Origin of the sequence: Paraburkholderia sp. CI3, from assembly GCF_050436505.1 — a bacterium.
GTDB classification, from domain to species: Bacteria; Pseudomonadota; Gammaproteobacteria; order Burkholderiales; family Burkholderiaceae; genus Paraburkholderia; species Paraburkholderia tuberum.
In genome coordinates, this window is record NZ_JBNDMI010000004.1 from 3,071,659 (window position 1) to 3,094,406 (window position 22,748).

17 protein-coding genes and 1 pseudogene are annotated in these 22,748 nt (G+C 62.3%); 10 read left to right on the forward strand and 8 right to left on the reverse strand.

Annotated elements, in window-relative coordinates; all coding sequences use genetic code 11:
• Positions 1 to 13: 13 nt before the first annotated feature.
• Positions 14 to 1,183 (reverse strand): tyrosine-type recombinase/integrase, encoded by a 1,170-nt coding sequence (locus OKW29_RS35675; RefSeq protein ID WP_429294240.1) that lies wholly within the window; start codon positions 1,181 to 1,183, stop codon positions 14 to 16.
• A 183-nt stretch (positions 1,184 to 1,366) separates the two neighbouring features.
• Positions 1,367 to 2,761, reverse strand: a complete 1,395-nt coding sequence (gene mnmE / locus OKW29_RS35680; RefSeq protein WP_429294241.1) for a tRNA uridine-5-carboxymethylaminomethyl(34) synthesis GTPase MnmE — start codon at positions 2,759 to 2,761, stop codon at positions 1,367 to 1,369.
• A gap of 382 nt (positions 2,762 to 3,143) precedes the next feature.
• Between mnmE and OKW29_RS35685 the strand changes: the two genes are divergently transcribed.
• Positions 3,144 to 3,551, forward strand: a complete 408-nt coding sequence (locus OKW29_RS35685; RefSeq protein WP_018418931.1) for a helix-turn-helix domain-containing protein — start codon at positions 3,144 to 3,146, stop codon at positions 3,549 to 3,551.
• 137 nt (positions 3,552 to 3,688) lie between these two features.
• Here OKW29_RS35685 and yidC read toward each other — a convergent pair whose 3' ends face one another.
• From yidC to rpmH, 4 genes are all read right to left on the reverse strand, one after another.
• The gene (gene yidC, locus OKW29_RS35690; protein ID WP_429294242.1) at positions 3,689 to 5,347 is read right to left on the reverse strand and encodes a membrane protein insertase YidC; all 1,659 of its coding nucleotides are present in this window, start codon (positions 5,345 to 5,347) and stop codon (positions 3,689 to 3,691) included.
• Positions 5,348 to 5,377: 30 nt separating this feature from the next.
• Positions 5,378 to 5,608, reverse strand: coding sequence for a membrane protein insertion efficiency factor YidD (gene yidD / locus OKW29_RS35695; RefSeq protein WP_167050029.1), 231 nt, complete (start codon positions 5,606 to 5,608; stop codon positions 5,378 to 5,380).
• A 112-nt stretch (positions 5,609 to 5,720) separates the two neighbouring features.
• On the reverse strand, positions 5,721 to 6,200 hold the full coding sequence (locus OKW29_RS35700) for a ribonuclease P protein component (RefSeq protein ID WP_409259079.1): 480 nt from the start codon (positions 6,198 to 6,200) through the stop codon (positions 5,721 to 5,723).
• 19 nt (positions 6,201 to 6,219) lie between these two features.
• Positions 6,220 to 6,354, reverse strand: coding sequence for a 50S ribosomal protein L34 (gene rpmH / locus OKW29_RS35705; protein ID WP_004198824.1), 135 nt, complete (start codon positions 6,352 to 6,354; stop codon positions 6,220 to 6,222).
• A 383-nt stretch (positions 6,355 to 6,737) separates the two neighbouring features.
• Between rpmH and dnaA the strand changes: the two genes are divergently transcribed.
• From dnaA to OKW29_RS35725, 4 genes are all read left to right on the forward strand, one after another.
• Entirely contained in the window at positions 6,738 to 8,336 is a 1,599-nt protein-coding gene (gene dnaA / locus OKW29_RS35710; RefSeq protein WP_429294243.1) for a chromosomal replication initiator protein DnaA, read from the forward strand.
• A gap of 532 nt (positions 8,337 to 8,868) precedes the next feature.
• Entirely contained in the window at positions 8,869 to 9,972 is a 1,104-nt protein-coding gene (gene dnaN, locus OKW29_RS35715) for a DNA polymerase III subunit beta (RefSeq protein ID WP_090802283.1), read from the forward strand.
• 114 nt (positions 9,973 to 10,086) lie between these two features.
• A complete protein-coding gene (gene gyrB / locus OKW29_RS35720) occupies positions 10,087 to 12,558 on the forward strand; it encodes a DNA topoisomerase (ATP-hydrolyzing) subunit B (protein WP_429294244.1) in 2,472 nt (823 codons plus the stop codon).
• Between the two features lie 472 nt (positions 12,559 to 13,030).
• A complete protein-coding gene (locus OKW29_RS35725) occupies positions 13,031 to 14,026 on the forward strand; it encodes a dienelactone hydrolase family protein (RefSeq protein WP_429294245.1) in 996 nt (331 codons plus the stop codon).
• A gap of 490 nt (positions 14,027 to 14,516) precedes the next feature.
• Here OKW29_RS35725 and OKW29_RS35730 read toward each other — a convergent pair.
• Positions 14,517 to 15,397, reverse strand: a pseudogene (locus OKW29_RS35730) (AraC family transcriptional regulator).
• Positions 15,398 to 15,714: 317 nt separating this feature from the next.
• On the opposite strand from OKW29_RS35730, the gene OKW29_RS35735 reads away from it, so the two are divergent.
• The gene (locus OKW29_RS35735; protein ID WP_429294246.1) at positions 15,715 to 17,109 is read left to right on the forward strand and encodes an ethanolamine ammonia-lyase subunit EutB; all 1,395 of its coding nucleotides are present in this window, start codon (positions 15,715 to 15,717) and stop codon (positions 17,107 to 17,109) included.
• Positions 17,106 to 17,897 carry an ethanolamine ammonia-lyase subunit EutC gene (gene eutC / locus OKW29_RS35740; protein WP_429294247.1) on the forward strand — a complete coding sequence of 264 codons (792 nt, stop codon included), beginning with the start codon at positions 17,106 to 17,108 and terminating at the stop codon, positions 17,895 to 17,897. The genes OKW29_RS35735 and eutC overlap by 4 nt, the downstream gene beginning before the upstream one ends.
• Positions 17,898 to 17,928: 31 nt before the next feature.
• Here the strand turns inward: eutC and OKW29_RS35745 are convergent, their stop codons facing one another.
• The gene (locus OKW29_RS35745; RefSeq protein WP_429294248.1) at positions 17,929 to 20,364 is read right to left on the reverse strand and encodes a heavy metal translocating P-type ATPase; all 2,436 of its coding nucleotides are present in this window, start codon (positions 20,362 to 20,364) and stop codon (positions 17,929 to 17,931) included.
• An 81-nt stretch (positions 20,365 to 20,445) separates the two neighbouring features.
• On the opposite strand from OKW29_RS35745, the gene cadR reads away from it, so the two are divergent.
• The 3 genes from cadR to dbpA all read left to right on the forward strand — a co-directional run bounded on the left by cadR (position 20,446) and on the right by dbpA (position 22,630).
• Positions 20,446 to 20,877 (forward strand): Cd(II)/Pb(II)-responsive transcriptional regulator, encoded by a 432-nt coding sequence (cadR, locus tag OKW29_RS35750; RefSeq protein WP_429294249.1) that lies wholly within the window; start codon positions 20,446 to 20,448, stop codon positions 20,875 to 20,877.
• A gap of 125 nt (positions 20,878 to 21,002) precedes the next feature.
• On the forward strand, positions 21,003 to 21,203 hold the full coding sequence (locus OKW29_RS35755; RefSeq protein WP_429294250.1) for a hypothetical protein: 201 nt from the start codon (positions 21,003 to 21,005) through the stop codon (positions 21,201 to 21,203).
• Between the two features lie 23 nt (positions 21,204 to 21,226).
• The gene (gene dbpA, locus OKW29_RS35760) at positions 21,227 to 22,630 is read left to right on the forward strand and encodes an ATP-dependent RNA helicase DbpA (RefSeq protein ID WP_429294251.1); all 1,404 of its coding nucleotides are present in this window, start codon (positions 21,227 to 21,229) and stop codon (positions 22,628 to 22,630) included.
• The last annotated feature ends 118 nt before the right edge of the window (positions 22,631 to 22,748 follow it).

Consider the following 22,748-nt stretch of genomic DNA (forward strand, 5'->3'; position numbering starts at 1 on the left):
TCCCGTTCGCCGTCTACCGCGCGACTTCCATCTGGCTATCGACAAAGTCCGCCCAACTCTGAAGCATGCGACGCTGCCACGCCGCTTCGTCGGTTGCTTCACGCTTCGCGATGTCGCCCCCTACAGCTGTTTGCTGTTCCATGTCGCGCAGATGCGACGTCGCGGTGCGACGAAAGTCGTGTAGCACGAAATGCTCCACGTCGAGCCCCAATGCCTTGACTGCCTGGTTCAGCGTGCTTTTCGCGATCGGCCGATCGTCGCCCCTGACGCTCGGGACCACGAACGTCTCGCTGGTGCGCCCGCGCTGCAGCTCGCGCAGCAGCGCAACCGCCTGACGCGGCAAACGGACGACGCGGTCCTCGCGCGCGTTCAGGCGCGCGGCGGGGATCGTCCACAGCGCGTTGTCGAGATCGAACTCGACCCATGTCGATTCGACGAGGTCCGCTTTGCGTGCCATCGTCAGCACCAGCAGATGCAGCGCGAGCTTCAGCGGACGGCGGATATTGGATGTGTCGATCGTGCGCAGCATGACACCGATCTCGGCGCCGGACAGCACGCGGGTGCGGCTGTCGAAGGTCGCGATCAAGCGCGCCGGTACGACTTCCGCGGGATTGCCGGTCGCGAGCTGGCGCGCGATCAGGTATGCGTACAGGCGCTTCACGACGTTGCGCGTGTGCAGCGCCATTTTCGGCGAGCCGCGGCTTTTGATGCGCTCGCAGATCGCGACGACGTCGTCAGCGGTGACCGCGCCGATCGGCTTGTTGCCGATCGCGGGCAGCACGTCCTTGTCGAGCGCGCGCCGCGTGGTGCGGCGATATTCATCCGACTTGCCGGCGAGCGCCGTCGCGAGATAAAGCTCGGCCGCTTCGCGCAGCACGTCGGCCTTGCTCTCGGCACCGCGATCGCGCCGCGCGGTTGCGACCGGCGAGATGCCCTGCGCGACGAGAGCCGCGTACCTCTGCGCCTTCGCGCGCGCGACGCGCAGCGAAATCATCCGGTAATCGCCGATGGTCGCGAGCGGCTGACGCTTGCCGTTCAACGTATAGCGGAAGCGCCAGACCTTGGTGCCGGTCGTCATGACCTCGATCACGAGGCCGTTGCCGTCGGCGACGCAGTAGCGGGTCGCGCGCGGTTCTAGCGCGCGGATCTCGGATTCGGTGAGCGGGGTGGCGAGGCGGGGCATGCTTTGGGGACGCTGTACGTTTAGGCTCGGACAGCTGGATTCTAAACCTTTGCCCGGTTGTGTACCAAAAATCCGGCGGGTTTTTGGTCGACGGAGTGCGATTTTCGCGTGTGCGGCAGCGGCGCCGGTTCGGCCGCGAGAGCCTATATGACGGCCGTATTGCGGCGACGCACAAGTTCGGCGTTACTTGCCGATACAGAATCGGCTGAAAATCACGCCGAGCAGATCGTCCGAACTGAACTCACCGGTGATCGAGTTCAGTTGATCCTGCGCGAGCCGCAATTCCTCAGCGAACAGATCGAGCGCCTGCGCGTTCTGCTCCGCATGCACGGCGGCGGTCGCCAGATGCTCGTCGGCCGCGCGCAACGCGATCAGGTGCCGCTCGCGCGCGAGATAGACGCTCTCCGCGCCCGCCTGCCAGCCGGCAATCCGCAGCAGTTCGTCGCGCAGCAGCGCGACGCCGTCACCCTTCTTCGCCGACAGCCGCACCTCGCTAAGTTCGAGGTCGGCGTCGAGCGCCTGCGTCGCGGGCGCGAGCCCTGTCAGGTCGGTCTTGTTCAGCACGCGGACGACAGGCACGCCGCGCGGAAAGCGTCCGGCGATCGTTTCGTCGCCGGCCGTCATTCCGGCGCGCGCGTCGAGCAGATGCAGCACCACGTCCGCGCGCTCGATCTCGCCCCACGTGCGCTCGATGCCGATCTTCTCGACCTCGTCCTCGGTCTCGCGCAGGCCGGCCGTGTCGATCACGTGCAGCGGGATGCCTTCGATCTGGATCGTCTGCGCGACCTTGTCGCGCGTCGTGCCGGCGATCGGCGTGACGATCGCGAGTTCGGCGCCGGCGAGCGCATTCAGCAACGACGACTTGCCGACGTTCGGCTGCCCCGCCAGCACGACCGACAAACCTTCGCGCAGCAACGCGCCCTGGCGCGCCTCGCTCAGCACGTGCGCGAGACGCTCGCGTATGCGCACGAGCTTGCCGCGCGCGTCGGCGGCTTCGAGGAAGTCGATTTCCTCTTCCGGGAAGTCGAGCGTCGCTTCGACCAGCATCCGCAGCGTGATCACCTCTTCGACCAGCGCGTGGATGTCGCGCGAGAACGCGCCGTCGAGCGAGCGGCCGGCCGAACGCGCGGCGGCCTCGGTGCTTGCCTCGATCAGATCGGCGACGGCCTCGGCCTGCGCGAGGTCGAGCTTGTCGTTCAGAAACGCACGACGCGTGAATTCGCCGGGCTCGGCGAGCCGTAGACCGAACGCGCGGCCGGCGTCGATGCAGCGCTGCAGGACCAATTGCAGCACGACCGGGCCGCCATGGCCTTGCAGTTCAAGCACGTGCTCGCCGGTGTACGAATGCGGCGCCGGAAAGTACAGCGCGATGCCGCGATCGAGCGGATTGCCGCTCGCGTCGAGAAACGGCACGTAGCTCGCGCGCCGCGCCGCGAGCGTCTGGCCAGTGAGGGCCTGCATCAACGGCTGGGCCGCCGCCGCGCCAGCGCGGCCGAACGAAATCCGCACGACGCCGATGCCTCCCCGGCCGGGCGCGGTAGCAATGGCAACGATGGAATCGGAGTCGGTCGTGAGCATGTGAAGTCGGGCGGAACGGGAGGGGAAGGGCAGGGCCGCGTCGGTCGAGCCGGCGCGAGGCATTGTAACGCGCGCGCCTCGCACGGAAGGGCTGGCGACAAGGACGCGAAGCGGATGACGTGCCCGTTCGCCCCTATCGTTTGAACAACTCAGATTTATCCCAATTAAGCTAGGATCATTACCGCGCTACTTGGGAATTATTGAGACTCGGCAGGAACTGCAGTTCAGGCAAAGCCAAGCCTGGCAGTCGAGAGATGAAAAAAATCAAATTCGCGCAATGCGTTATGGGGCGCGCGCTGCAAGCTAAAACTATCTCAAATAAGAGAAAACAAAGCTTGATCGGTTGTCAACTGGCTGAACTCCGAATTGCACAATCTGGCCCATGCCGACCGACAAAGAAAAAGCCGCCTTCGCCAAGAGGCTGAAGGATCTGCTGGAGCCGCTGAAAATCCGCGGCGGGACCAAACTCGCCGAGCAATTCAATCTTCGCTATTACGGCGAGCGGCCCGTGACGCCCCAGACCGCACACAAATGGCTGACGGGCACGACGATCCCGAAGCCGGACAAGTTGCGCACGCTCGCCGAATGGTTGAACGTCAAGGAGCACTGGCTCCATTACGGACCACCGCCCGGCGCCAGCGCACGACCGATGGCACGTGGCGAAAAATATCCGCCGACACCCGAAACGATCGAACTCGCTTCGAAGATCGCATCGTTGACCCCGAAGGACCGGAATCTGGTCGAGGAAATGATCGTGCGTTTTTACGGCGAAGATTCCGACGAAGAGTGAACGACGAAACTCAAGCGCAGCCGCCCGCCGCATTTCCTACAACCGCACCATAAAAAAAGCCGCCCGGTTCGCACCGGGCGGCTTTTCGTTTTGAGCTTGCGTCACGGCGGCCCTGCGGGCCGCCACCGGACGGAACATCAGGCCGGCTTCGCCTTCGAACTGCCCATCATCCGCGTGATGTAGTACTGCTGCGCGATCGACAGCACGTTGTTCACGACGTAGTACAACACGAGACCTGCGGGGAAGAAGAAGAACATCACCGAGAACGCGATCGGCATGAACATCATCATCTTCGCCTGGACTGGGTCCGGCGGCGTCGGGTTCAAGCGGGTCTGCAGGAACATCGACACGGCCATCAGGATCGGCAGGATGAAGTACGGGTCCTGCTGTGACAGATCATGGATCCATAGAATCCACGGCGCGCCGCGCATTTCCACCGACGACAGCAACACCCAGTACAGCGAGATGAACACCGGGATCTGGATCACGACCGGCAGACAGCCGCCGAACGGATTGACCTTCTCGGTCTTGTACAGCTCCATCAGCGCCGCGTTCATCTTCTGCGGATCGCCCTTGAAACGCTCGCGCAACGCCTGCATGCGCGGCGTGATCGCCTTCATGCGCGCCATCGACTTGTAGCTCGCGGCCGACAGCGGGAAGAACACCGCCTTGATCAGCACCGTGAGCAGCACGATCGACCAGCCCCAGTTGCCGACATAGCTGTGGATCTTCGACAGCAGCCAGAACAGTGGCTTCGCGATGATCGTGACCCAGCCGTAGTCCTTCACCAGATCGAGACCCGGCGCGATACCTGCGAGCATCTTTTCTTCTTCCGGACCGGCGAACAGACGCGCGGACACGCTGACGGTCTGGCCCGGTTGAATGGTCGGCATCGCCTCCTTCATGCCGACGCGATACAGCGACGGATCGATCTTCTCGGCGTAGAACTCGCGCTTCACGCCTTCCTGCGGAATCCAGGCCGACGCGAAGTAGTGCTGGACCATCGCGACCCAGCCGTCGTTGGCCGACGTCGCGAAGTTTTCCTTGTTCTTGTCGAGATCGCTGAACGTCATCTTCTGGAAGTGATGCTCGTTCGTGTAGACAGCCGGTCCGATGAACGTGTGCGAGAAGCGCGGCGTTTCGACCGGCTGGTCGTCGCGCACGAGCTCCATATAGATCTGCGGCGTCACCGGCGTGGTGCCGACGTTCTGGACCTTCGTCTCGACGCCGATCACGTAGCTGCCGCGCGTGAACGTATACGTCTTGATGACCCGGAGGCCGCCCTTTTCCGGCGACTCGAAGCTCATCTGGAACGAGTTCTGGCCGTCGGCCAGATGGGTCGGCTGATTCGGCATCAGCGTAAAGATGTCGTTGTGATTCGGGAAGTCACCGCCGAGCAGGCCAGTGCGCGCCAGATACGTGTGATTGTTCGTTTTGTCGAACAGCGTGATCACGAGATCCGGCTGCTTGCCGTCGCCCTGCTTGACGAGCGACAGGCGCGACAATGTGGCACCGCGGGTGTCGATTTCGCCGCTATAGACGTCGGTGCCGAACTTCACGAGCTGCGATTGCTCGGCCGCTGGCGCGTTGCCCGGCGCGGCCGCGTTGGTGGCCGGCAGATTGGCCGGCTGGGTGCCCGGTGTCGTGGTGCCCGGCGCGGCGCTGCCGGCGGTCTGGGTCGGCGTCGTGCTCGGGAAGAACATCGACGGGCGTCCGTGGTCGCGTTGCCAGTTGTCGAACAGCATGACAGCTGACATGAAAAAGATGACCCATAGGACGGTGCGTTTGATATCCATGCGTTGTCTCAGTGTCGATGGAACGGCGCGTCAGCGCTTTTCAGAAGTGGGTGGCGGGACGAGATCGATGCCGCCCGCGGAAAACGGGTGGCAGCGGCAAACACGCCTCACGGCGAGATAAGTCCCGCGCGCGGCGCCATGATACTGGATTGCCTCGCGCGCGTAATCAGAGCAGGAAGGGTAAAAACGGCACCGGTTGCCGAGCATGGGGCTCACGGCAAGCTTGTAAAAGCGCAATAAAGCGAAGAGTACCGTTTGCATGGCAGGTGCGGCCGTACGGCGCCGCGCAACGTGAAGTACAGGACGACGCCCGCGCTCTGAAGCTGCCGGCGCAACGCCCGTTGCGGCGACCGTGGTGCGGGCGGTCACTGCGTCATTCCGTCCTGGGCGCCTCCGCGGGCGGCGCCTGACGACGGGTAATTTCGCGCGCTGCCTTGTCGAGCAGCGCCTCGATTTCGCTGCGGCACAGCGCCTTCAACGGCGACGACGACGCGCTCGGCAAAGCTTTTTTGTCGAAACGCGCGTGTAGACGCAGCAGCACATCCCAACCGCCGAATTCCGCGCGACGCAGCCGGAAGGCTTCGCGCGCGATCCGGCGCACCAGATTCCGCGTAGCCGCGCGCGGCGCATACTTCTTACCGATCACGAGGCCAAGACGCGCCTCGTTGCCGGTGGGCCGGCCGTACACGACGAAGTGTGCGGTACGGCGCCACGGCCGCAAACGAAAAACGGATGAAAATTCATCCGTTTTTAGCAGCCTTGCGGCTTTGGGGAAGGCGGCTTGCGCTCGCAACGGAACCGAGCCCGGTTGCTGCGCCCCGGCCGCTCCCGCTTCGCCGCGGGTTTCGGTCACAGCGCGCAATCCGCTTACCTTAGATCGCGAGGCGCTTGCGGCCCTTCGCGCGACGTGCGTTGATGACCTTGCGGCCGCCAGCGGTCTTCATGCGAACGCGGAAGCCATGGGTGCGCTTGCGACGGGTAACGGAAGGTTGGTAAGTACGTTTCATGTTGCTCTCACTTGATCGAAAAAAACCGCGCGATCATCGCTGAAAGCGCAATGGCCGGTGGTTTACTGAAATTGGTTTTCGCGGAACCCGCTATTTAAACTGGTTTTCCGTTGGCCGTCAATAGTTTAGCCGTCGTCTGGCGCAGCCGGGGGTTGCCGGCCCAAGCGATCGGTCCCTGTGGATAACTCACTTTCGGGTTCGTTTTGGCGTTAGAATCTCGCCTTACTTCCCAAAAATGTTGCACGCCGCTCCGGCACGCTTGTCCCGCAGACCCTTGTGGCACAGGCGCCTGGGGCCGTTACGCCTGGCTGCTCAGGGCCTTGTTGCGCGTGCGCGACAGGGGCAGCGGCGACCGCCGTGCACACCATAACGATAGCAACTTGATGAACGAATTCTGGCAACACTGTTCCGCATTGCTGGAGCGTGAGCTTACGCCCCAGCAGTACGTGACGTGGATCAAACCCTTGGCCCCGGTCGCCTTCGACGCCGATGCGAACACGTTGAGCATTGCCGCGCCGAACCGCTTCAAGCTCGACTGGGTCAAGAGCCAGTTCTCCGGCCGCATCGCGGATATGGCCCGCGATTTCTGGCATGTGCCGGTGGACGTGCAATTCGTATTGGATCCGAAGGCCGGCATGCGTAGCCCAACGGCCGCGGCGCCGGCTCCGTCGTCGGCACGCCCGGCTTCGGCCGCGCCGCAGGGCGGTAATGCCGGTGGCGTCGCGGCCGTCGATGCGGCTGTCGGCGCCGTGCACGCCGCGCATGCCGCGCGCGCGAATCCCGCAGCCGCGGCTGCGGGATTCGCAGCGCAAAACGCGAATTCGCGCAGCGCCGCCGAGGACGTTGCAGATCTCGATCTGCCGAGCCTGGACGCGAACGAAGCCGCCGCCGGACGCCGCACGTGGCGCCCAGGCCAAGGCGTGGGCGCCACGGCATCCAGCGAGAGCGACTCGATGTACGAGCGCTCGAAGCTGAACCCCGTGCTGACCTTCGACAACTTCGTGACCGGTAAGGCGAATCAGCTCGCGCGCGCCGCGGCGATCCAGGTCGCCGACAACCCCGGCATTTCGTATAACCCGCTGTTCCTGTACGGTGGCGTGGGCCTCGGCAAGACACACCTGATCCATGCTATCGGAAATCAGTTGCTGATGGACAAACCCGGCGCGCGGATTCGCTACATCCACGCGGAACAGTACGTGTCCGATGTCGTGAAGGCGTACCAGCGCAAGGCGTTCGACGACTTCAAGCGCTACTACCACTCGCTCGACCTGCTGCTGATCGACGATATTCAGTTCTTCTCGGGCAAGTCGCGCACGCAGGAGGAATTCTTCTACGCTTTTGAGGCGCTGGTCGCCAACAAGGCGCAAGTGATCATCACGAGCGATACGTATCCGAAGGAAATCTCGGGTATCGACGATCGCCTGATCTCGCGCTTCGACTCCGGCCTGACGGTAGCGATCGAGCCGCCCGAACTCGAAATGCGCGTCGCGATTCTGATGCGCAAGGCGCAATCGGAGTTCGTGAGCCTGAATGAGGACGTCGCGTTCTTCGTCGCGAAGCATCTCCGCTCGAACGTGCGCGAGCTCGAGGGCGCGCTGCGCAAGATCCTCGCGTATTCGAAGTTCCACGGCCGCGAAATCACGATCGAACTGACCAAGGAAGCGCTGAAAGACCTGCTGACGGTGCAGAACCGGCAGATTTCGGTGGAAAACATCCAGAAAACGGTCGCCGACTTCTACAGCATCAAGGTCGCGGACATGTATTCGAAGAAGCGTCCGGCGAACATCGCGCGGCCGCGGCAGATCGCGATGTACCTGGCGAAGGAATTGACGCAGAAGAGTCTGCCGGAAATCGGCGAGCTTTTCGGCGGGCGCGACCACACGACGGTGCTGCACGCGGTGCGCAAGATCGCCGACGAGCGCAGCAAGGACGCGCAGCTGAATCACGAACTGCACGTGCTGGAGCAGACGCTGAAGGGCTAAACGGGGGCTGGCCGCACGCGACCGTGAAACGGACGTCGGCGGCAGGAAACGCTGGAAGCGGCTACGCAGTGGTTTGAATGAGGCCGCGAAAACGCTGTAAATCGAGAAACGGGCAGGGGACTCACAACCCGGCGGCGCTGTCGGGTCCGAACGGGAAATGACAAGGAACGCGACGGTAAGCGGGCAGAAGCGACGTAAAAAGCGCGGCAAACCCGTGACGAATTTGCGGCGCAACCGGCCAGGAGTGGCGGAAAAACGAGCCTACGAACCGGTAGCGCCGCGCAGCGGCGCGACAAGTCGGCGGCAGCCCGGACCACGCCCTACAAAATCGACCTGTTTATTCCCGAACTCGCCCCCATTTTAGTGAGGCGGTCCCGTTTTCAGGCACAATACAGGTTTAACCGCCCGGCGGCGACGGGCGGATTTCACGCCGTGTCGGGCGCTTTTCAGGGCGCCGACGGGGAGCCGTGGCTGCGCGCTGAAAAGCTTGTCCCGTAAGGCGTGCAGGCCGTTATATCAACGAAGGAACCCTATGCAACTGGTCAAGACCGAACGCGACAACCTCCTCAGGCCGCTGCAAACCGTGAGCGGCATCGTCGAACGCCGCCATACGTTGCCGATCCTCGCCAATTTGCTGATCACCAAGAACGGTCCTGACGTATCGTTCCTGTCGACCGACCTGGAGTTGCAGATCACCACGCGCGCCGATTTCGGCGTGGGCGGCGATTCGGTCGCGACCACGGTGGCGGCGCGCAAGCTCCTCGACATTCTGCGCGCGATGCCTGACGGCCAGGTCACGCTGACGCTGAACGACAAGCGTCTGACCGTGCAATCCGGCAAGAGCCGCTTTGCGCTGCAGACGCTCGCCGCGGACGAATTCCCGACCGTCGCTCAGGCCAAAGACTACGGCGCGAGCCTGGTGGTTCCTCAAAAGACGTTCCGCCAGCTGCTCGGCATGGTCCATTTCTCGATGGCCCAGCAGGACATCCGCTACTACCTGAACGGCATGCTGCTGGTGGTGGACGGCGATCAGCTGATGGCGGTCGCGACCGACGGTCACCGTCTCGCGTTCTCGTCGATGAAGATCGAGGGCTCCTTCGCGCGCCACGAAGTGATCATTCCGCGCAAGACGATTCTCGAACTGCAGCGCCTGCTCGAAGACATCGACGACACGCTGAAGATCGACATCGCGCAGACGCAGGTCAAGTTCACGTTCGGTCAGGTTGAACTCGTGTCGAAGCTCGTGGAAGGCAAGTTCCCCGACTTCCAGCGCGTGATTCCGAAGTCGCACAAGAACAAATTCCAGATTGGCCGCGAAGAACTGCAGCGTTCGCTGCAACGCGCGGCGATTCTGACGTCGGATAAGTTCAAGGGCGTGCGCTGCATCGTCGAGCCGGGCCAGTTGAAGATCATGTCGACCAACGCCGATCAGGAAGAGGCGCAGGAAGAACTGGAAATCGCATACGACGGCGACAGCGTCGATATCGGGTTCAACGTCACGTATCTGCTCGACGTGCTCGCGAATTTGAAGGTCGACATGCTGCAGGTGAGCCTGGGTGATGCCAGCTCCAGCGCGTTGATCACGATTCCCGAGAACGACGAATTCAAGTACGTGGTGATGCCGATGCGCATCTGACGCGTCCAACATCAAGAAGAACACCAAGGGGCGCAGCGCCCCTTTGGCGTTTTTATGGCGTTTTGAAAAGTCCAGAGCAGCAACCTTGCAGTAACGCAGAACCGGAAAAAATCCATGACTGAAACGAACAATACGCAGCCCGATAACAGCTACGGCGCCTCGTCCATCCAGATCCTCGAAGGTCTGGAAGCCGTGCGCAAGCGGCCTGGGATGTACATCGGGGATACATCGGATGGCACCGGTTTGCACCACCTCGTGTTCGAAGTGCTCGACAACTCGATCGACGAAGCGCTCGCTGGCCATTGCAACGACATCCAGGTGATCATCCACGCGGACAACTCCGTGTCGATCACCGACAACGGCCGCGGCGTGCCGACCGGCCTCAAGATGGACGACAAGCACGATCCGAAGCGCAGCGCCGCCGAAATCGTGATGACCGAGCTGCACGCCGGCGGCAAGTTCGACCAGAACAGCTACAAGGTGTCGGGCGGCCTGCACGGCGTGGGCGTGTCGTGCGTGAACGCGCTGTCGGCGTGGTTGCGCCTCACCGTGCGCCGCGACGGCAAGAAGCACTTCATGGAATTCCACCGTGGTGTGCCGCAGAACCGCGTGCTCGAAGAGATCGACGGCGTGACCACGTCGCCGATACAGGTGATCGGCGACACCGAAAACCGCGGCACCGAAGTGCATTTCATGGCCGATGAAAAGATTTTCGGCAATGTTGAATACCACTACGACATTCTCGCGAAGCGGATTCGTGAGCTTTCGTTCCTCAATAACGGCGTGCGGATTCGATTGGTGGATCAGCGCTCGGGTAAGGAAGAGGATTTCGCGTTCGTCGGCGGCGTGAAGGGTTTTGTCGAGTACATCAACAAGAACAAGTCCGTGCTGCACCCGAACATCTTCCACATCATGGGCGAGAAGGATGGTGTGGGCGTCGAAGTGGCGATGCAGTGGAACGACAGCTACAACGAAAACGTGCTGTGCTTCACGAACAACATTCCGCAGCGCGATGGCGGCACGCACCTTACCGGTCTGCGTGCGGCGATGACGCGCGTGCTGAACAAGTACATCGCCGATCACGAAGTCGCGAAGAAGGCGAAGGTCGAAACGTCGGGCGATGACATGCGTGAAGGGCTGTCGTGCGTGCTGTCGGTGAAGGTGCCGGAGCCGAAGTTCAGCTCGCAGACGAAGGACAAGCTGGTGTCGTCGGAAGTGCGCGCGCAGGTGGAAGAAGTGGTCGCAAAGGCGCTCGAGGAATTCCTGCTCGAGACGCCGGGCGACGCGAAGATCATCTGCGGCAAGATCGTCGATGCGGCGCGTGCCCGCGACGCGGCGCGCAAGGCGCGTGAGATGACGCGTCGTAAGGGCGTGCTCGATGGTGTCGGTTTGCCCGGCAAGCTCGCGGATTGCCAGGAGAAGGATCCGGCGAAGTCGGAGATTTATATCGTCGAGGGCGACTCGGCGGGAGGGTCGGCGAAGCAGGGGCGTGATCGGAAGTTTCAGGCTATCTTGCCGCTGCGCGGCAAGGTGCTGAACGTCGAGAAGGCGCGCTACGACAAGCTGCTTTCTTCCGAGCAGATCGTTACGCTGATTACCGCGCTTGGCTGCGGGATCGGCAAGGAAGATTACAACCTCGACAAGCTGCGCTATCACCGCATCATCATCATGACCGATGCTGACGTCGATGGCGCGCACATCCGGACGCTGTTGTTGACGTTCTTCTATCGGCAGATGCCGGAGATGATCGAGCGAGGGTATATCTATATCGCGCAGCCGCCGCTTTACAAGATCAAGGCGGGGAAGGATGAGCGGTATCTGAAGGATGAGTCGGAAGTCAACGCTCATATTCTTCGGCTTGCGTTGCAAGGGTCGGAGTTGGTGGCTTCTGAAGGTGCGACTCCGATTACCGGGGATCCGTTGGGTGAGTTGGCTCGGGCTTATCTGTTGGCGCAGGCAGTGGTTGATCGGTTGAGCCGGCTGTATGACGCGGGTGCGCTCGAGGCCGTGATGGATGGGGTTGCTATCGATCTGTCCAGTGAGCAGGCGGCCGAGGCTTCGGCGCGCGCGCTCGAAGCGAAGCTGCGGGATGATGCGTTGAAGCCCGAGGTGACCGTGACCACGATGTATGACCCTGTGCGGGAGCTGCGCTCGCTGCGCGTCGCGCGGACGCATCATGGGAATCAGAAGATTTCTGTGATCGATGAAGAGTTTCAGTTGACTGCGGATTATCAGCAGCTTGTGACGACCGCTAATACGTTCAAGGGGTTGATTGGCTCTGGCGCTGTGATCAAGCGTGGGGAGCGGAGTATGGCTGTCACCGACTTTAAGAGTGCGATGAAGTGGCTGCTGGCTGATGCTGAGAGGAATATGTCCAAGCAGCGCTATAAAGGCCTCGGGGAGATGAATCCGGAGCAGCTTTGGGAGACGACGATGGATCCTGCGGTGCGGCGTCTTCTTCGGGTGCAGATTGAGGATGCTATTGCTGCTGATGGCATCTTTACTACGCTCATGGGGGATGATGTGGAGCCGCGCAGGGCTTTTATTGAGTCGAATGCGTTGAGGGCGGGGAATATCGACGTTTGAGGGTGTATGTAGGTAGACGCATAACCTGAGAAAAACGGGCCCATAAGTTGAGAAACTTATGGGTCTTTTTATTAATAGTCAGGCTGATGAACAATACGTCGACGTGTTGATACTGCTTGAGCTTTTCTTCCTGCTCGCGGAGTCGCCATTCAGGCCAAACAGCTCTTGGTGGCTTTCTTCGGGTTTTTGCTCCTCTCCCGCTCAGGAATCAACCTGGGGGCGGCGAAGTGAAATCGGCGCTACGCTCGCGCGCCGACCCCGCTCGGCGACTCCGGACGGCTAAAAGCGACTCGAATCCTCGTTTTCTGGGCATGTGCGTCCGGCGAATCGATAAAGTGCCTGCCCTCTGCCCTCTGCCCTCTGCCGTCACCGTCTGTCGTATCACGACAATTCTGTCATTCGCATTGCATTCCTGTCCGGACCGCCTATAACGCAGCATAAATAAGTCTGTCCGTACTCAAGGGAGAGGGCCATGTCCGCAAGTGTGAGAGGCGTGCCGTTCCTTTTGCTTGTCCTTGTGCTCCTTTGCATTCCGCGCGTCCTCTACGCGCAGGTGGCGCGAATGGAAGTCATTCCATTCGAGTCGATGACGCTCACAGACGAGCAATTTCTGGCCGGAAGCGAAGACGGCAAGCGCGTGACGATAGCCGGTGAATTGCGGCTGCCTCGCCCCGGGACCGACAGGCTGGCCGCCGTCATACTGCTGCACCCGTCCGGGGGTATCGGCGGCCAGATAACGGACTGGGAGCAGTGGTTCCTGTCATTGGGCGTTGCCACTTTCGTGGTCGACAGTTTCACGGGCCGAGGCATACAAAACACAATCAATGACCAGAGTCAGCTTGGCAGACTCGCCCAGATAGAAGACGCGTATCGCGCGCTCAGCCTTATTTCCAAACACCCTCGTGTCGACGCGAGCCGCGTGATGCTGATGGGTTTTTCTCGTGGCGGGCAAGGCACGCTCTACGCGAGCATGACGCGCTTCCAGAAAGCGCATGCCGATGCGTCCACGCCAGGATTTGCCGCCTATGTTCCGCTTTACCCAGACTGCAGTGCCCGCTACCTCGATGACGACAACGTTTCAAAGGCTCCTATTCGCATATTCCATGGAAGCGCAGACAACTATGACCCGATTGGGCCTTGCAAGGCCTATGTGGAACGGCTGAAGGCCAAGGGGGTGGACGTAGAGCTCACCGAGTTTGCCAGGGCCAATCATATCTTCGATGGGCGCGCCTTCGCGCATCCAACCTCACTGCCAAAAGCGCAAACCGTGCGCAACTGTGCATGGGAAGAACACAGCGCCGGACAATTGCTCAACGTCAAAAGCAACCTGCCGTTCTCATATGCGGACCCCTGTGTCGAACGGGGCGTGACAATCGGGTACGACGAGAGCGCGACGGAGCAAACGAAGAAGGCAATAGCCAACCTGGTTACCACTACGCTTAAGCCGACACCGACACGTGCCCCGTAATTCCGTTGAAACTGGCGGGAACAGCATTGCTTTGGGCTGTGACGTAAAACGCGCGGAGATTTGCTTTCTGCGCGAACGGGTCGCCACTATTCAGTTGCCGCTAACGAGATCTTCAAAAAATGGCCTTTCACTCGAGGCCACTTATCCACATCCCCCTTTGGAAAACTTTTGTAAAAACAACCGAACATATTGTGGGCGAAACCTTGATAAATGCGCCGCGTTAGCCGGTCGGCTAAAACTTCTCCCTGGCTCCGTTAACCTGTCCGCCCGCGCTCCCAAGGGTTATCGATTCTGCAGCGCGTTGATCCGTAAACGAACTTCCACGTTATCCACAGCCGAACGCCCCACTTGTTAACTATTACTACGTATACATATATAAAGACTATAAAAACCGGAGAAGCACGCCGAAACACGCGCAACGTACACGCACATAACGACAGCAACATCGCAGGACGCAGAACCAGCGAGCACCAACCCAGCCACCGACACCTCACCCCAACGGCAAACAAATCTCCGTAACCAACTCCGCAGGCGCAGTCTCCTTGGGACTGTTCAAATACTCCTCAAACACCGGCGCATCCGCTGCCTCCCTCCCAGACTGCACGAGCCAGGTCCCGTACAACCACTCATAAGCCGCTCGCATATCGCTATACGGCCCAACATGCCGCAACACCGCATATTCCCCACCGCGTATACGCGTGGCAGAAACCGCCCCACCCATCCCAACAGCCGAAGTCACTTCAGCCATCACAGGCCCCGGCAACAACACACCCGCCTTCGACCGCAACGCCTTCTCCTCGACCACTCCCGGATCATCGAAGTAAACCCCGATCATCCGCATCTGCGCCTCCAGCAGATTATGTTTCGCAAGCCACCCCAACAAAGCATCAAAAGCCTTTCCGATCTGCATATAAGGTCCGACATGATCGACCGACAAAATCTCCATCGGCTCCATATAACGAATCATGACCTCACGAATCATCGTCATCTGATCGTCTCCTGAAAGCGCCGGCCGAAACCGGCTATGCGTGCCTTGCCTGCGATACTGCGCCGGCGGCACACCAAACACCGCGCGAAACGTCCGCGAAAAGACTGCAAACTGCTATACCCCGAACGCTCGGCGATCTGAGCAATCGGCATCGAACTACTCGCAAGAAAGCCCGCTGCGCGATGCAACCGTAAACGCCGCGCGGTCGTCGCGACCGTCTCGCCATACATCGCCTGATAAATCCGGTGCCAGTGATACGGCGACAGACACGCAATCTCCGCAAGCCGTCCTATATCGAGCGGTTCGTCGAGGTGATCGTAGATATGGTCGAGCACGCGTGCGAGTCGTGTCTCGTATCGAGCCCGATGGTCTGATTCGTTCATGACTGGACCGCAGAAAATTGGCGCGAGACGATGCGAACAAAGTATCACGTCAGCGAGTGTCGGCCGTTTACCAAATCCTGCGGATTTCAAGCGGTGCGCACAAAGGGGTTGAGCGCCTGTTGACCGCGCCCCGTGGACGCGAGCAGGAGCGCCAAACACAGCATCGGCAAACAGCCCCAATCTCCGCAACGTGACGCTGCCGCCGTTTGGCGCTATCGTGTAGTGCGCAGCACCAGCACCAGCAGCAAGCAACCTGCAGCATGTAACCGCCGTTCCCATTCCTACCCGCGTTCGCGCGAGGCGATGGAGCCGCAAACATGAGCTACACCGAGTCGATTGGCAGTCGCACGTACCGCTTCGCCGACCTGAAGACCCTGCTCGCGAAGGCGAGCCCGCAACGCTCGGGCGACCAGCTCGCAAGCATCGCGGCAGCGAGCGAAGAAGAGCGGGTCGCCGCCAAAATGGCGCTCGCCGAGGTGCCGCTACGCACGTTCCTGAACGAACCGCTGATCCCCTACGAAACCGACGAAGTCACCCGCCTGATCATCGACGATCACTCGCCAGCAGCCTTCGCCGAAATCTCCCATCTGACGGTAGGCGACTTCCGCAATTGGCTACTCAGCACCACAACCGACACCGACGCACTCACCCGCATCACCGAGGGCCTAACACCAGAAATGGTCGCCGCAGTCTCAAAGCTGATGCGCAACCAGGACCTGATCACCGCCGCCCGTAAACGCCCGGTCATCACCTGCTTTCGCAACACGGTCGGTTTACCGGGCCGCATGTCCGTACGCCTGCAACCGAACCACCCAACCGACGACGTCAAAGGCATCGCCGCCTCGATGCTCGACGGCCTGATGTACGGCTGCGGCGACGCGCTGATCGGCATCAACCCCGCGAGCGACAACCTCGCCGCCATCACGAAGCTGCTGCAGATGATCGACGACTTCCGCCAGCGCTATCAGGTACCGACGCAGTCGTGCGTACTCACGCACGTGACGAGCACGATCGCCGCGATGGAAAAAGGCGCGCCGGTCGATCTCGTATTCCAGTCGATCGCCGGTACCGAAAAAGCGAACGCGAGCTTTGGCATTTCGCTCGCGCTGCTGCAGGAAGCATACGAGGCGGGGCTGTCGCTCCAACGCGGCACCGTCGGCAGCAATCTGATGTACTTCGAAACGGGGCAGGGCAGCGCGTTGTCGGCGGATGCGCATTTCGGCGTTGACCAGCAGACCTGCGAGGCGCGCGCCTATGCGGTCGCGCGCAAGTTCAAGCCGTTTCTGGTGAATACGGTAGTCGGTTTCATCGGCCCCGAGTATTTGTACGATGGCAAGCAGATCACGCGCGCGGGTCTCGAGGATCACTTCTGCGGCAAGCTGCTCGGCGTGCCGATGGGTTGCGACATCTGCTACACGAACCACGCCGAAGCGGACCAGGACGACATGGACAATCTGCTGACGCTGCTCGGCGTAGCGGGCATCAATTTCATCATGGGCGTACCTGGCGCGGACGACGTCATGCTCAACTATCAGAGCACGTCCTTTCACGACGCGCTGTACGTGCGCGACGTGCTCGGTTTGCGCCGCGCGCCGGAATTCGAGGAATGGCTGGAGTCGATGCAGATCATCGACGCACGCGGCGCGTTGATCGGCGCATCGGCGCGGCAACCGCTGCTCGAAGGTGCGCGCGACTGGATGGGGATCGCATGAGCGAGAACGACGCACTCGACAAGGACCCGTGGAGCGCACTGCGTCGGTTTACGCAGGCACGCATCGCGTTGGGCCGCGCGGGCAACAGCCTGCCGACCGCACCATTGCTCGCGTTCAATCTCGCGCATGCGCAGGCGCGCGACGCCGTGCACCATCCGCTCGACGTGGACCCGCTGCACGCACAGCTGCGCGCGCAAGGTTTCAACACGCTCGACGTGCATAGCGCCGCGCCGGATCGCGAGCATTATTTGAGGCGCCCTGATCTCGGGCGGCGTCTGTCGGAGGAGAGTCGCGCGACGCTTGCCCGACTGCCATCGCAATCAAGCGATGTGCTGTTTGTGATCGGCGATGGTCTATCGGCGTTCGCCGCATCGAAGCAGGCTGTACCGTTGCTGCAAGCTATACATCCAAAGCTCGCGGGTTGGACCATCGGTCCCGTAGTGGTCGGGCGTCAGGCGCGCGTCGCACTCGGCGACGAGATCGGCGAATTGCTCGACGCGAAAATCGTTGTGATGCTGATCGGCGAGCGGCCGGGTTTGAGTTCACCGGATAGCCTCGGCATCTACGTCACGTACGCGCCAAAAACGGGGTGCAGCGACGCCCAGCGCAACTGCATTTCCAACGTGCGCCCGCAAGGCCTCGACTATCCGCAGGCCGCGCACAAGCTGCACTATCTGCTCACGCAGGCAAGGAAGCTGAGACTGACAGGGGTGGGCTTGAAAGACGACAGCGATGAGCTGCTAGCCAGCGCTCCGACGCATCCTCCCGTGAACGACGGTTCAGCGTAGGACGCAACGAGCGTAAACCTCGCACGCCCACTCACTTCCGCAACAACCTCAACCCATTGCCCACTACCAGCAAACTCGCACCGACATCTGCGAACACCGCCATCCACATCGTGCCGAAGCCCATCAACGTCAGCACGAAGAACACGCTCTTGATGCCAAGCGCGAGCGCGATGTTCTGCACCAGCACCCCGTACGTCGCCTTTGACAACCGGATAAACGCCGGAATCTTCCGCAGATCGTCGTCCATCAACGCGACGTCGGCGGTTTCGATCGCGGTGTCGGTACCCATCGCACCCATCGCGAAGCCGATGTCGGCGCGCGCGAGCGCGGGCGCATCGTTGATGCCGTCGCCGACCATGCCGACCGTCGCGCCATCGCTCGACCATTGCGTGACCGCGTCGAGCTTGTCCTCGGGCAACTGATCGCCGCGCGCCTCATCGACGCCGACCTGCTGCGCGATCGCCTCGGCGGTATGACGGTTGTCGCCGGTCAGCATCGTGGTGCCGACGCCGAGCCGCCGTAATTCGGCGACGGCGGCGCGGCTCGTTTCCTTCACCGTGTCAGCGACCGCAAACAGCGCGAGCACGCGCTGCGCATCGGCGAGCATCACGACGGTTTTGCCGTGCTGTTCGAGCGCATCGAGACGCGCTTCGAGTTGCGGCGAGCAGCGGCCCAGTTCCTCGACCAGGCGATGATTGCCGAGCCAGTACCCGATACCGTCGATATCGCCGCGCACGCCGCGTCCAGCGATCGCCTGGAACGCATCGACGTGCAGGTGTTCGACGCCGTCGTTATTGGCGGCAGCAGCGATCGCCATCGAAACAGGGTGGTCGGAGCGGCCCCCGAGGCTTGCCGCAAGCGTACGGTATCGGAACGTTTCACCCGCGTCACCAACCACCTCAAACTCCGTCTGCACTGGCTTCCCGTGCGTAATCGTCCCGGTCTTATCGAGCGCCAGCCGGGTCAGCTTGCGACCCTGTTCGAGATAAACGCCACCCTTGATCAGAATCCCCTTGCGCGCCGCGGCCGCGAGCCCGCTGACGATCGTCACCGGCGTCGAAATCACGAGCGCGCACGGACACGCGATCACGAGCAGCACCAGCGCCTTGTACACCCACGCGTGCCACGCTCCACCGAACACGAGTGGTGGGACCAGAGCGACGGCGAGCGCAATCGCGAACACGATCGGCGTATAAACGCGCGCGAATTCATCGACGAAGCGCTGCGTCGGCGCCTTCGTGCCCTGCGCCTCCTCGACCGCGTGGATGATCCGCGCGAGCGTCGTGTTGCCGGCGGCCGCCGTCACTTGATAGTCGAACGAGCCCGCCTGGTTGATCGTGCCGGCGAATACGGCGTCGCCGATCGCCTTGTCGACGGGCAGGCTCTCGCCGGTGATCGACGCCTGATCGACGCTCGAGCGGCCCGCGACGATTTCGCCATCGAGCGCGATCCGCTCGCCCGGCTTCACGCGCACGAGCGTCCCGGGCACGATCGCGTCGACGCGGACGAGCTGCCACGCTCCATCGGGCTGCTGCACGCTGGCCTGTTCGGGCGTGAGCCGCATGAGCCCCTCGATCGCGTTGCGCGCGCGGTCGAGCGAGCGCACCTCGATCAGCTCGGCGATCGTGAAGAGCACCATCACCATTGCGGCTTCGGGCCACTGGCCGAGCAGCGCCGCGCCGGTCACGGCGATGCTCATCAGCGCGTTGATGTTCAAGTTGCCGTTGCGCAGCGCGACCCAGCCCTTGCGATATGTCGTGAGGCCACAGGAGGCAATCGCGACGACCGCCATACCCGCCACCACCCAGGCCGGCGCGCCGAGCCAGCTAGCGGCTTCTGAGGCTCCCGCGACGATGCCGGCGAGGATCAGGGGCCCCCACGGCTTGCACATTGCGTCAGTGGCTGCCTGGGGCACCGCGTTGGCGTTCCCACCCTTTCCGGCGTCGCTTGCCAGTTCGGGCGTGAAGTCGAGCGAGCGCAGGGCGGCGAGGACCGACTCGAGCGCCTCCGGCGCGTGGACGACAGTCAGCACGCGCTGCATCAGGTTGAGGTCCACGCTACGCACGGCCGGCATACGGCCGAGTTTCTTGCGGATCAGCGCTTCCTCGGTCGGGCAGTCCATCTGCAGGATGCGGATTGCGGTGCGAAGGTCGTCGCCGACGGCTTCGGACGGAGGCAGGCGCAGCGACGCAGGCGCAAAAGCGCTAGCGGCGCAGCAAGCGACAGCAGCGTGATCATGGGCGTGGCCGTGATCATGACCGTCCTGACGATCGTGCCCTTCATGCCGATCACCGCCGCCCACGTGGGCGCCACAAGCATGTTCACCGCCATGCGAATGCCCACGTCCCTCACCCGTGCCCCTGCCGTGAGCATGGTTGCGCCGCGCATCAACGTCGCCGCAACCCCCGTGTGTACAGGCTTCCTCCCGTTCCGGACGATCGGTGGCAATACGGCAGGTGTCAGGCATTGGTGGCTTCCTCGTGCGATTTGTGGTCTAGTAAACACCCTGAAGCCACTACAAGGTCAAGGCCGCGTGGAGGAAGGATCCATGAAAATCGGCGAACTGGCAAAAATCGCCCATTGCACGACGGAAACCATCCGTTTCTACGAGAAAGAGCGCCTGCTGCCCGAGGCGGAGCGCACCGAAGCCAATTACCGCAGTTACACGGCAAAGCATGTCGAGCGCCTGCGCTTCATCCGCAATTGCCGCGCGCTCGACATGACTCACGACGAAATCCGCGCATTGCTGCGTCTGACCGACGCGCCGGCGAACGGCTGCGGCGGCATGCATACGCTGGTCGACGAGCACATCGCGCACATCGACACGCGTATCGAAGAACTGCAGCAGCTGAAGGCGCAACTGACGGCGCTGCGCGACCAATGCCACGGCGAGCATCCGGTCGAAGACTGCGGCATCGTGCACGGCCTGACCGACATGGATGTGGCCGTGCCGCGTCCGCGGCATACGCATCTCGGCTGACGCCATGCTTGCCGTCGAGCAGCGCTATCGCGTCACGACGCAGCGCCGGCGCGGCAACCCCATACACGGCAAGGCCGCATGTGCGACCTTGCCAATCGATCATCGAATCCAGTTGGAGAATCAACGTGTTCACCTGTAGAAATCAGTCCTGCGGCGCGCAGTGGGAGCAATCCGACGTCGTCATCAAGAACGAAGGCCAGGGGCTGCTGTTCCGCTGCCCGCTGTGCGGCGCGCGCAATTACGTCGAGCGTTTCGACGGCGACGACGGCGCGGTGCTGTACGAGCAGTTGCCGGGCCGCCCCGATCAGGGCCCGATGGCCCAGTAATCGCGATTCCTACAGACGATCCTATGAACAGTCCCACCCCCGCCGGCGCCGCATTCAGCGAGTTGCCGCTACCGCCCGCCACGCTCGCGAACCTGACGCAGCTCGGCTACGTCGAGATGACGCCGATCCAGGCCGCGAGCCTGCCGATTGCGCTCGCCGGTCAAGATCTGATCGCGCAGGCGAAAACCGGCAGCGGCAAGACCGCGGCGTTTTCGCTGGCGCTGCTCGCGCGCCTCGATGTACGCAAATTTGGCACGCAGGCAATGGTGCTGTGCCCGACGCGCGAACTCGCCGATCAGGTCACGCAGGAAATCCGCCGTCTCGCGCGCGCGGAAGAAAACATCAAGGTGCTGACCTTGTGCGGCGGCACGCCGATGCGCCCGCAGACGGCGAGCCTCGAGCACGGCGCGCACGTCGTGGTCGGCACGCCGGGCCGCATCATGGATCACCTCGAACGCGGCAGCCTCGATCTGCAATCGCTGAACACGCTCGTGCTCGACGAAGCCGACCGCATGCTCGACATGGGTTTCTTCGACGACATCGCGAAGGTCGTCAGGCAATGCCCGAAAGAGCGCCAAACGCTGCTGTTTTCGGCGACGTACCCCGAGGGCATCGCGAAGCTGAGCCAGCAATTCCTGCGAAACCCGAAGGAAGTCAAACTTGCCGAGCGGCACGACGACAGCAAGATCCGTCAGCGCTTCTACGAAGTGACCGAAGACGAGCGTCTGCACGCGGTCGGTCTGCTGTTGAATCACTATCGTCCGGTCAGCACGATCGCGTTCTGCAACACGAAGCAGCAGTGCCGCGATCTGCTCGACGTGCTGCGCGCGCAGGGCTTCCATGCGCTTGCGCTGCACGGCGAACTCGATCAGCGCGAGCGCGATCAGGTGCTGATCCAGTTCGCGAACCGCAGCTGCTCGGTGCTCGTCGCGACCGACGTCGCCGCGCGCGGCCTCGACATCGCGCAACTCGAAGCGGTGATCAACGTCGACGTGACGCCGGACCCGGAAGTGCACACGCATCGCATCGGCCGCACGGGCCGCGCCGATCAGGAAGGCTGGGCGCTGAGTCTCGCGAGCATGGACGAGATGGGGCGCGTCGGTGGGATCGAGCAGGCGCACAAGCGCGACGTCGAATGGCACAAGCTGGCCGAGCTGAAGGCGGCCAGCAACGACCCGCTGCTGCCGCCGATGGAAACGCTGCAGATCCTCGGCGGCCGCAAGGACAAGATCCGTCCCGGCGACGTGCTCGGCGCGCTGACCGGCGACGCCGGCTTCGCGGGCTCGCAGATCGGCAAGATCAACGTGACCGACATGTCGACCTATGTCGCGGTGGAGCGCAGCATCGCGCGCGAGGCGGTGCGCCGGCTCAGCGCGGGCAAGCTGAAGGGGCGCAAGGTCAAGGTTCGTTTGATGGACGAAGCATGATTCACCCGAAGCTCCGGCTTTCATTGAAAGTCCAATAACTCGAAAAACGGCCGCGTCAGCGGCCGTTTTCGCGACCGGGCCGCTCAGCATCACATTCCTTCATACCTACGCAGTTACC

Coding starts and splice junctions, on each gene's coding strand:
- OKW29_RS35745 (WP_429294248.1), bottom strand. CDS start 20,364: ATGCCTGACACCTGCCGTATTGCCACCGATCGTCCGGAACGGGAGGAA.
- OKW29_RS35725 (WP_429294245.1), top strand. CDS start 13,031: ATGTCCGCAAGTGTGAGAGGCGTGCCGTTCCTTTTGCTTGTCCTTGTG.
- dbpA (WP_429294251.1), top strand. CDS start 21,227: ATGAACAGTCCCACCCCCGCCGGCGCCGCATTCAGCGAGTTGCCGCTA.
- yidC (WP_429294242.1), bottom strand. CDS start 5,347: ATGGATATCAAACGCACCGTCCTATGGGTCATCTTTTTCATGTCAGCT.
- dnaA (WP_429294243.1), top strand. CDS start 6,738: ATGAACGAATTCTGGCAACACTGTTCCGCATTGCTGGAGCGTGAGCTT.
- OKW29_RS35675 (WP_429294240.1), bottom strand. CDS start 1,183: ATGCCCCGCCTCGCCACCCCGCTCACCGAATCCGAGATCCGCGCGCTA.
- rpmH (WP_004198824.1), bottom strand. CDS start 6,354: ATGAAACGTACTTACCAACCTTCCGTTACCCGTCGCAAGCGCACCCAT.
- OKW29_RS35685 (WP_018418931.1), top strand. CDS start 3,144: ATGCCGACCGACAAAGAAAAAGCCGCCTTCGCCAAGAGGCTGAAGGAT.
- yidD (WP_167050029.1), bottom strand. CDS start 5,608: ATGCAAACGGTACTCTTCGCTTTATTGCGCTTTTACAAGCTTGCCGTG.
- OKW29_RS35735 (WP_429294246.1), top strand. CDS start 15,715: ATGAGCTACACCGAGTCGATTGGCAGTCGCACGTACCGCTTCGCCGAC.
- gyrB (WP_429294244.1), top strand. CDS start 10,087: ATGACTGAAACGAACAATACGCAGCCCGATAACAGCTACGGCGCCTCG.
- dnaN (WP_090802283.1), top strand. CDS start 8,869: ATGCAACTGGTCAAGACCGAACGCGACAACCTCCTCAGGCCGCTGCAA.
- cadR (WP_429294249.1), top strand. CDS start 20,446: ATGAAAATCGGCGAACTGGCAAAAATCGCCCATTGCACGACGGAAACC.
- eutC (WP_429294247.1), top strand. CDS start 17,106: ATGAGCGAGAACGACGCACTCGACAAGGACCCGTGGAGCGCACTGCGT.
- mnmE (WP_429294241.1), bottom strand. CDS start 2,761: ATGCTCACGACCGACTCCGATTCCATCGTTGCCATTGCTACCGCGCCC.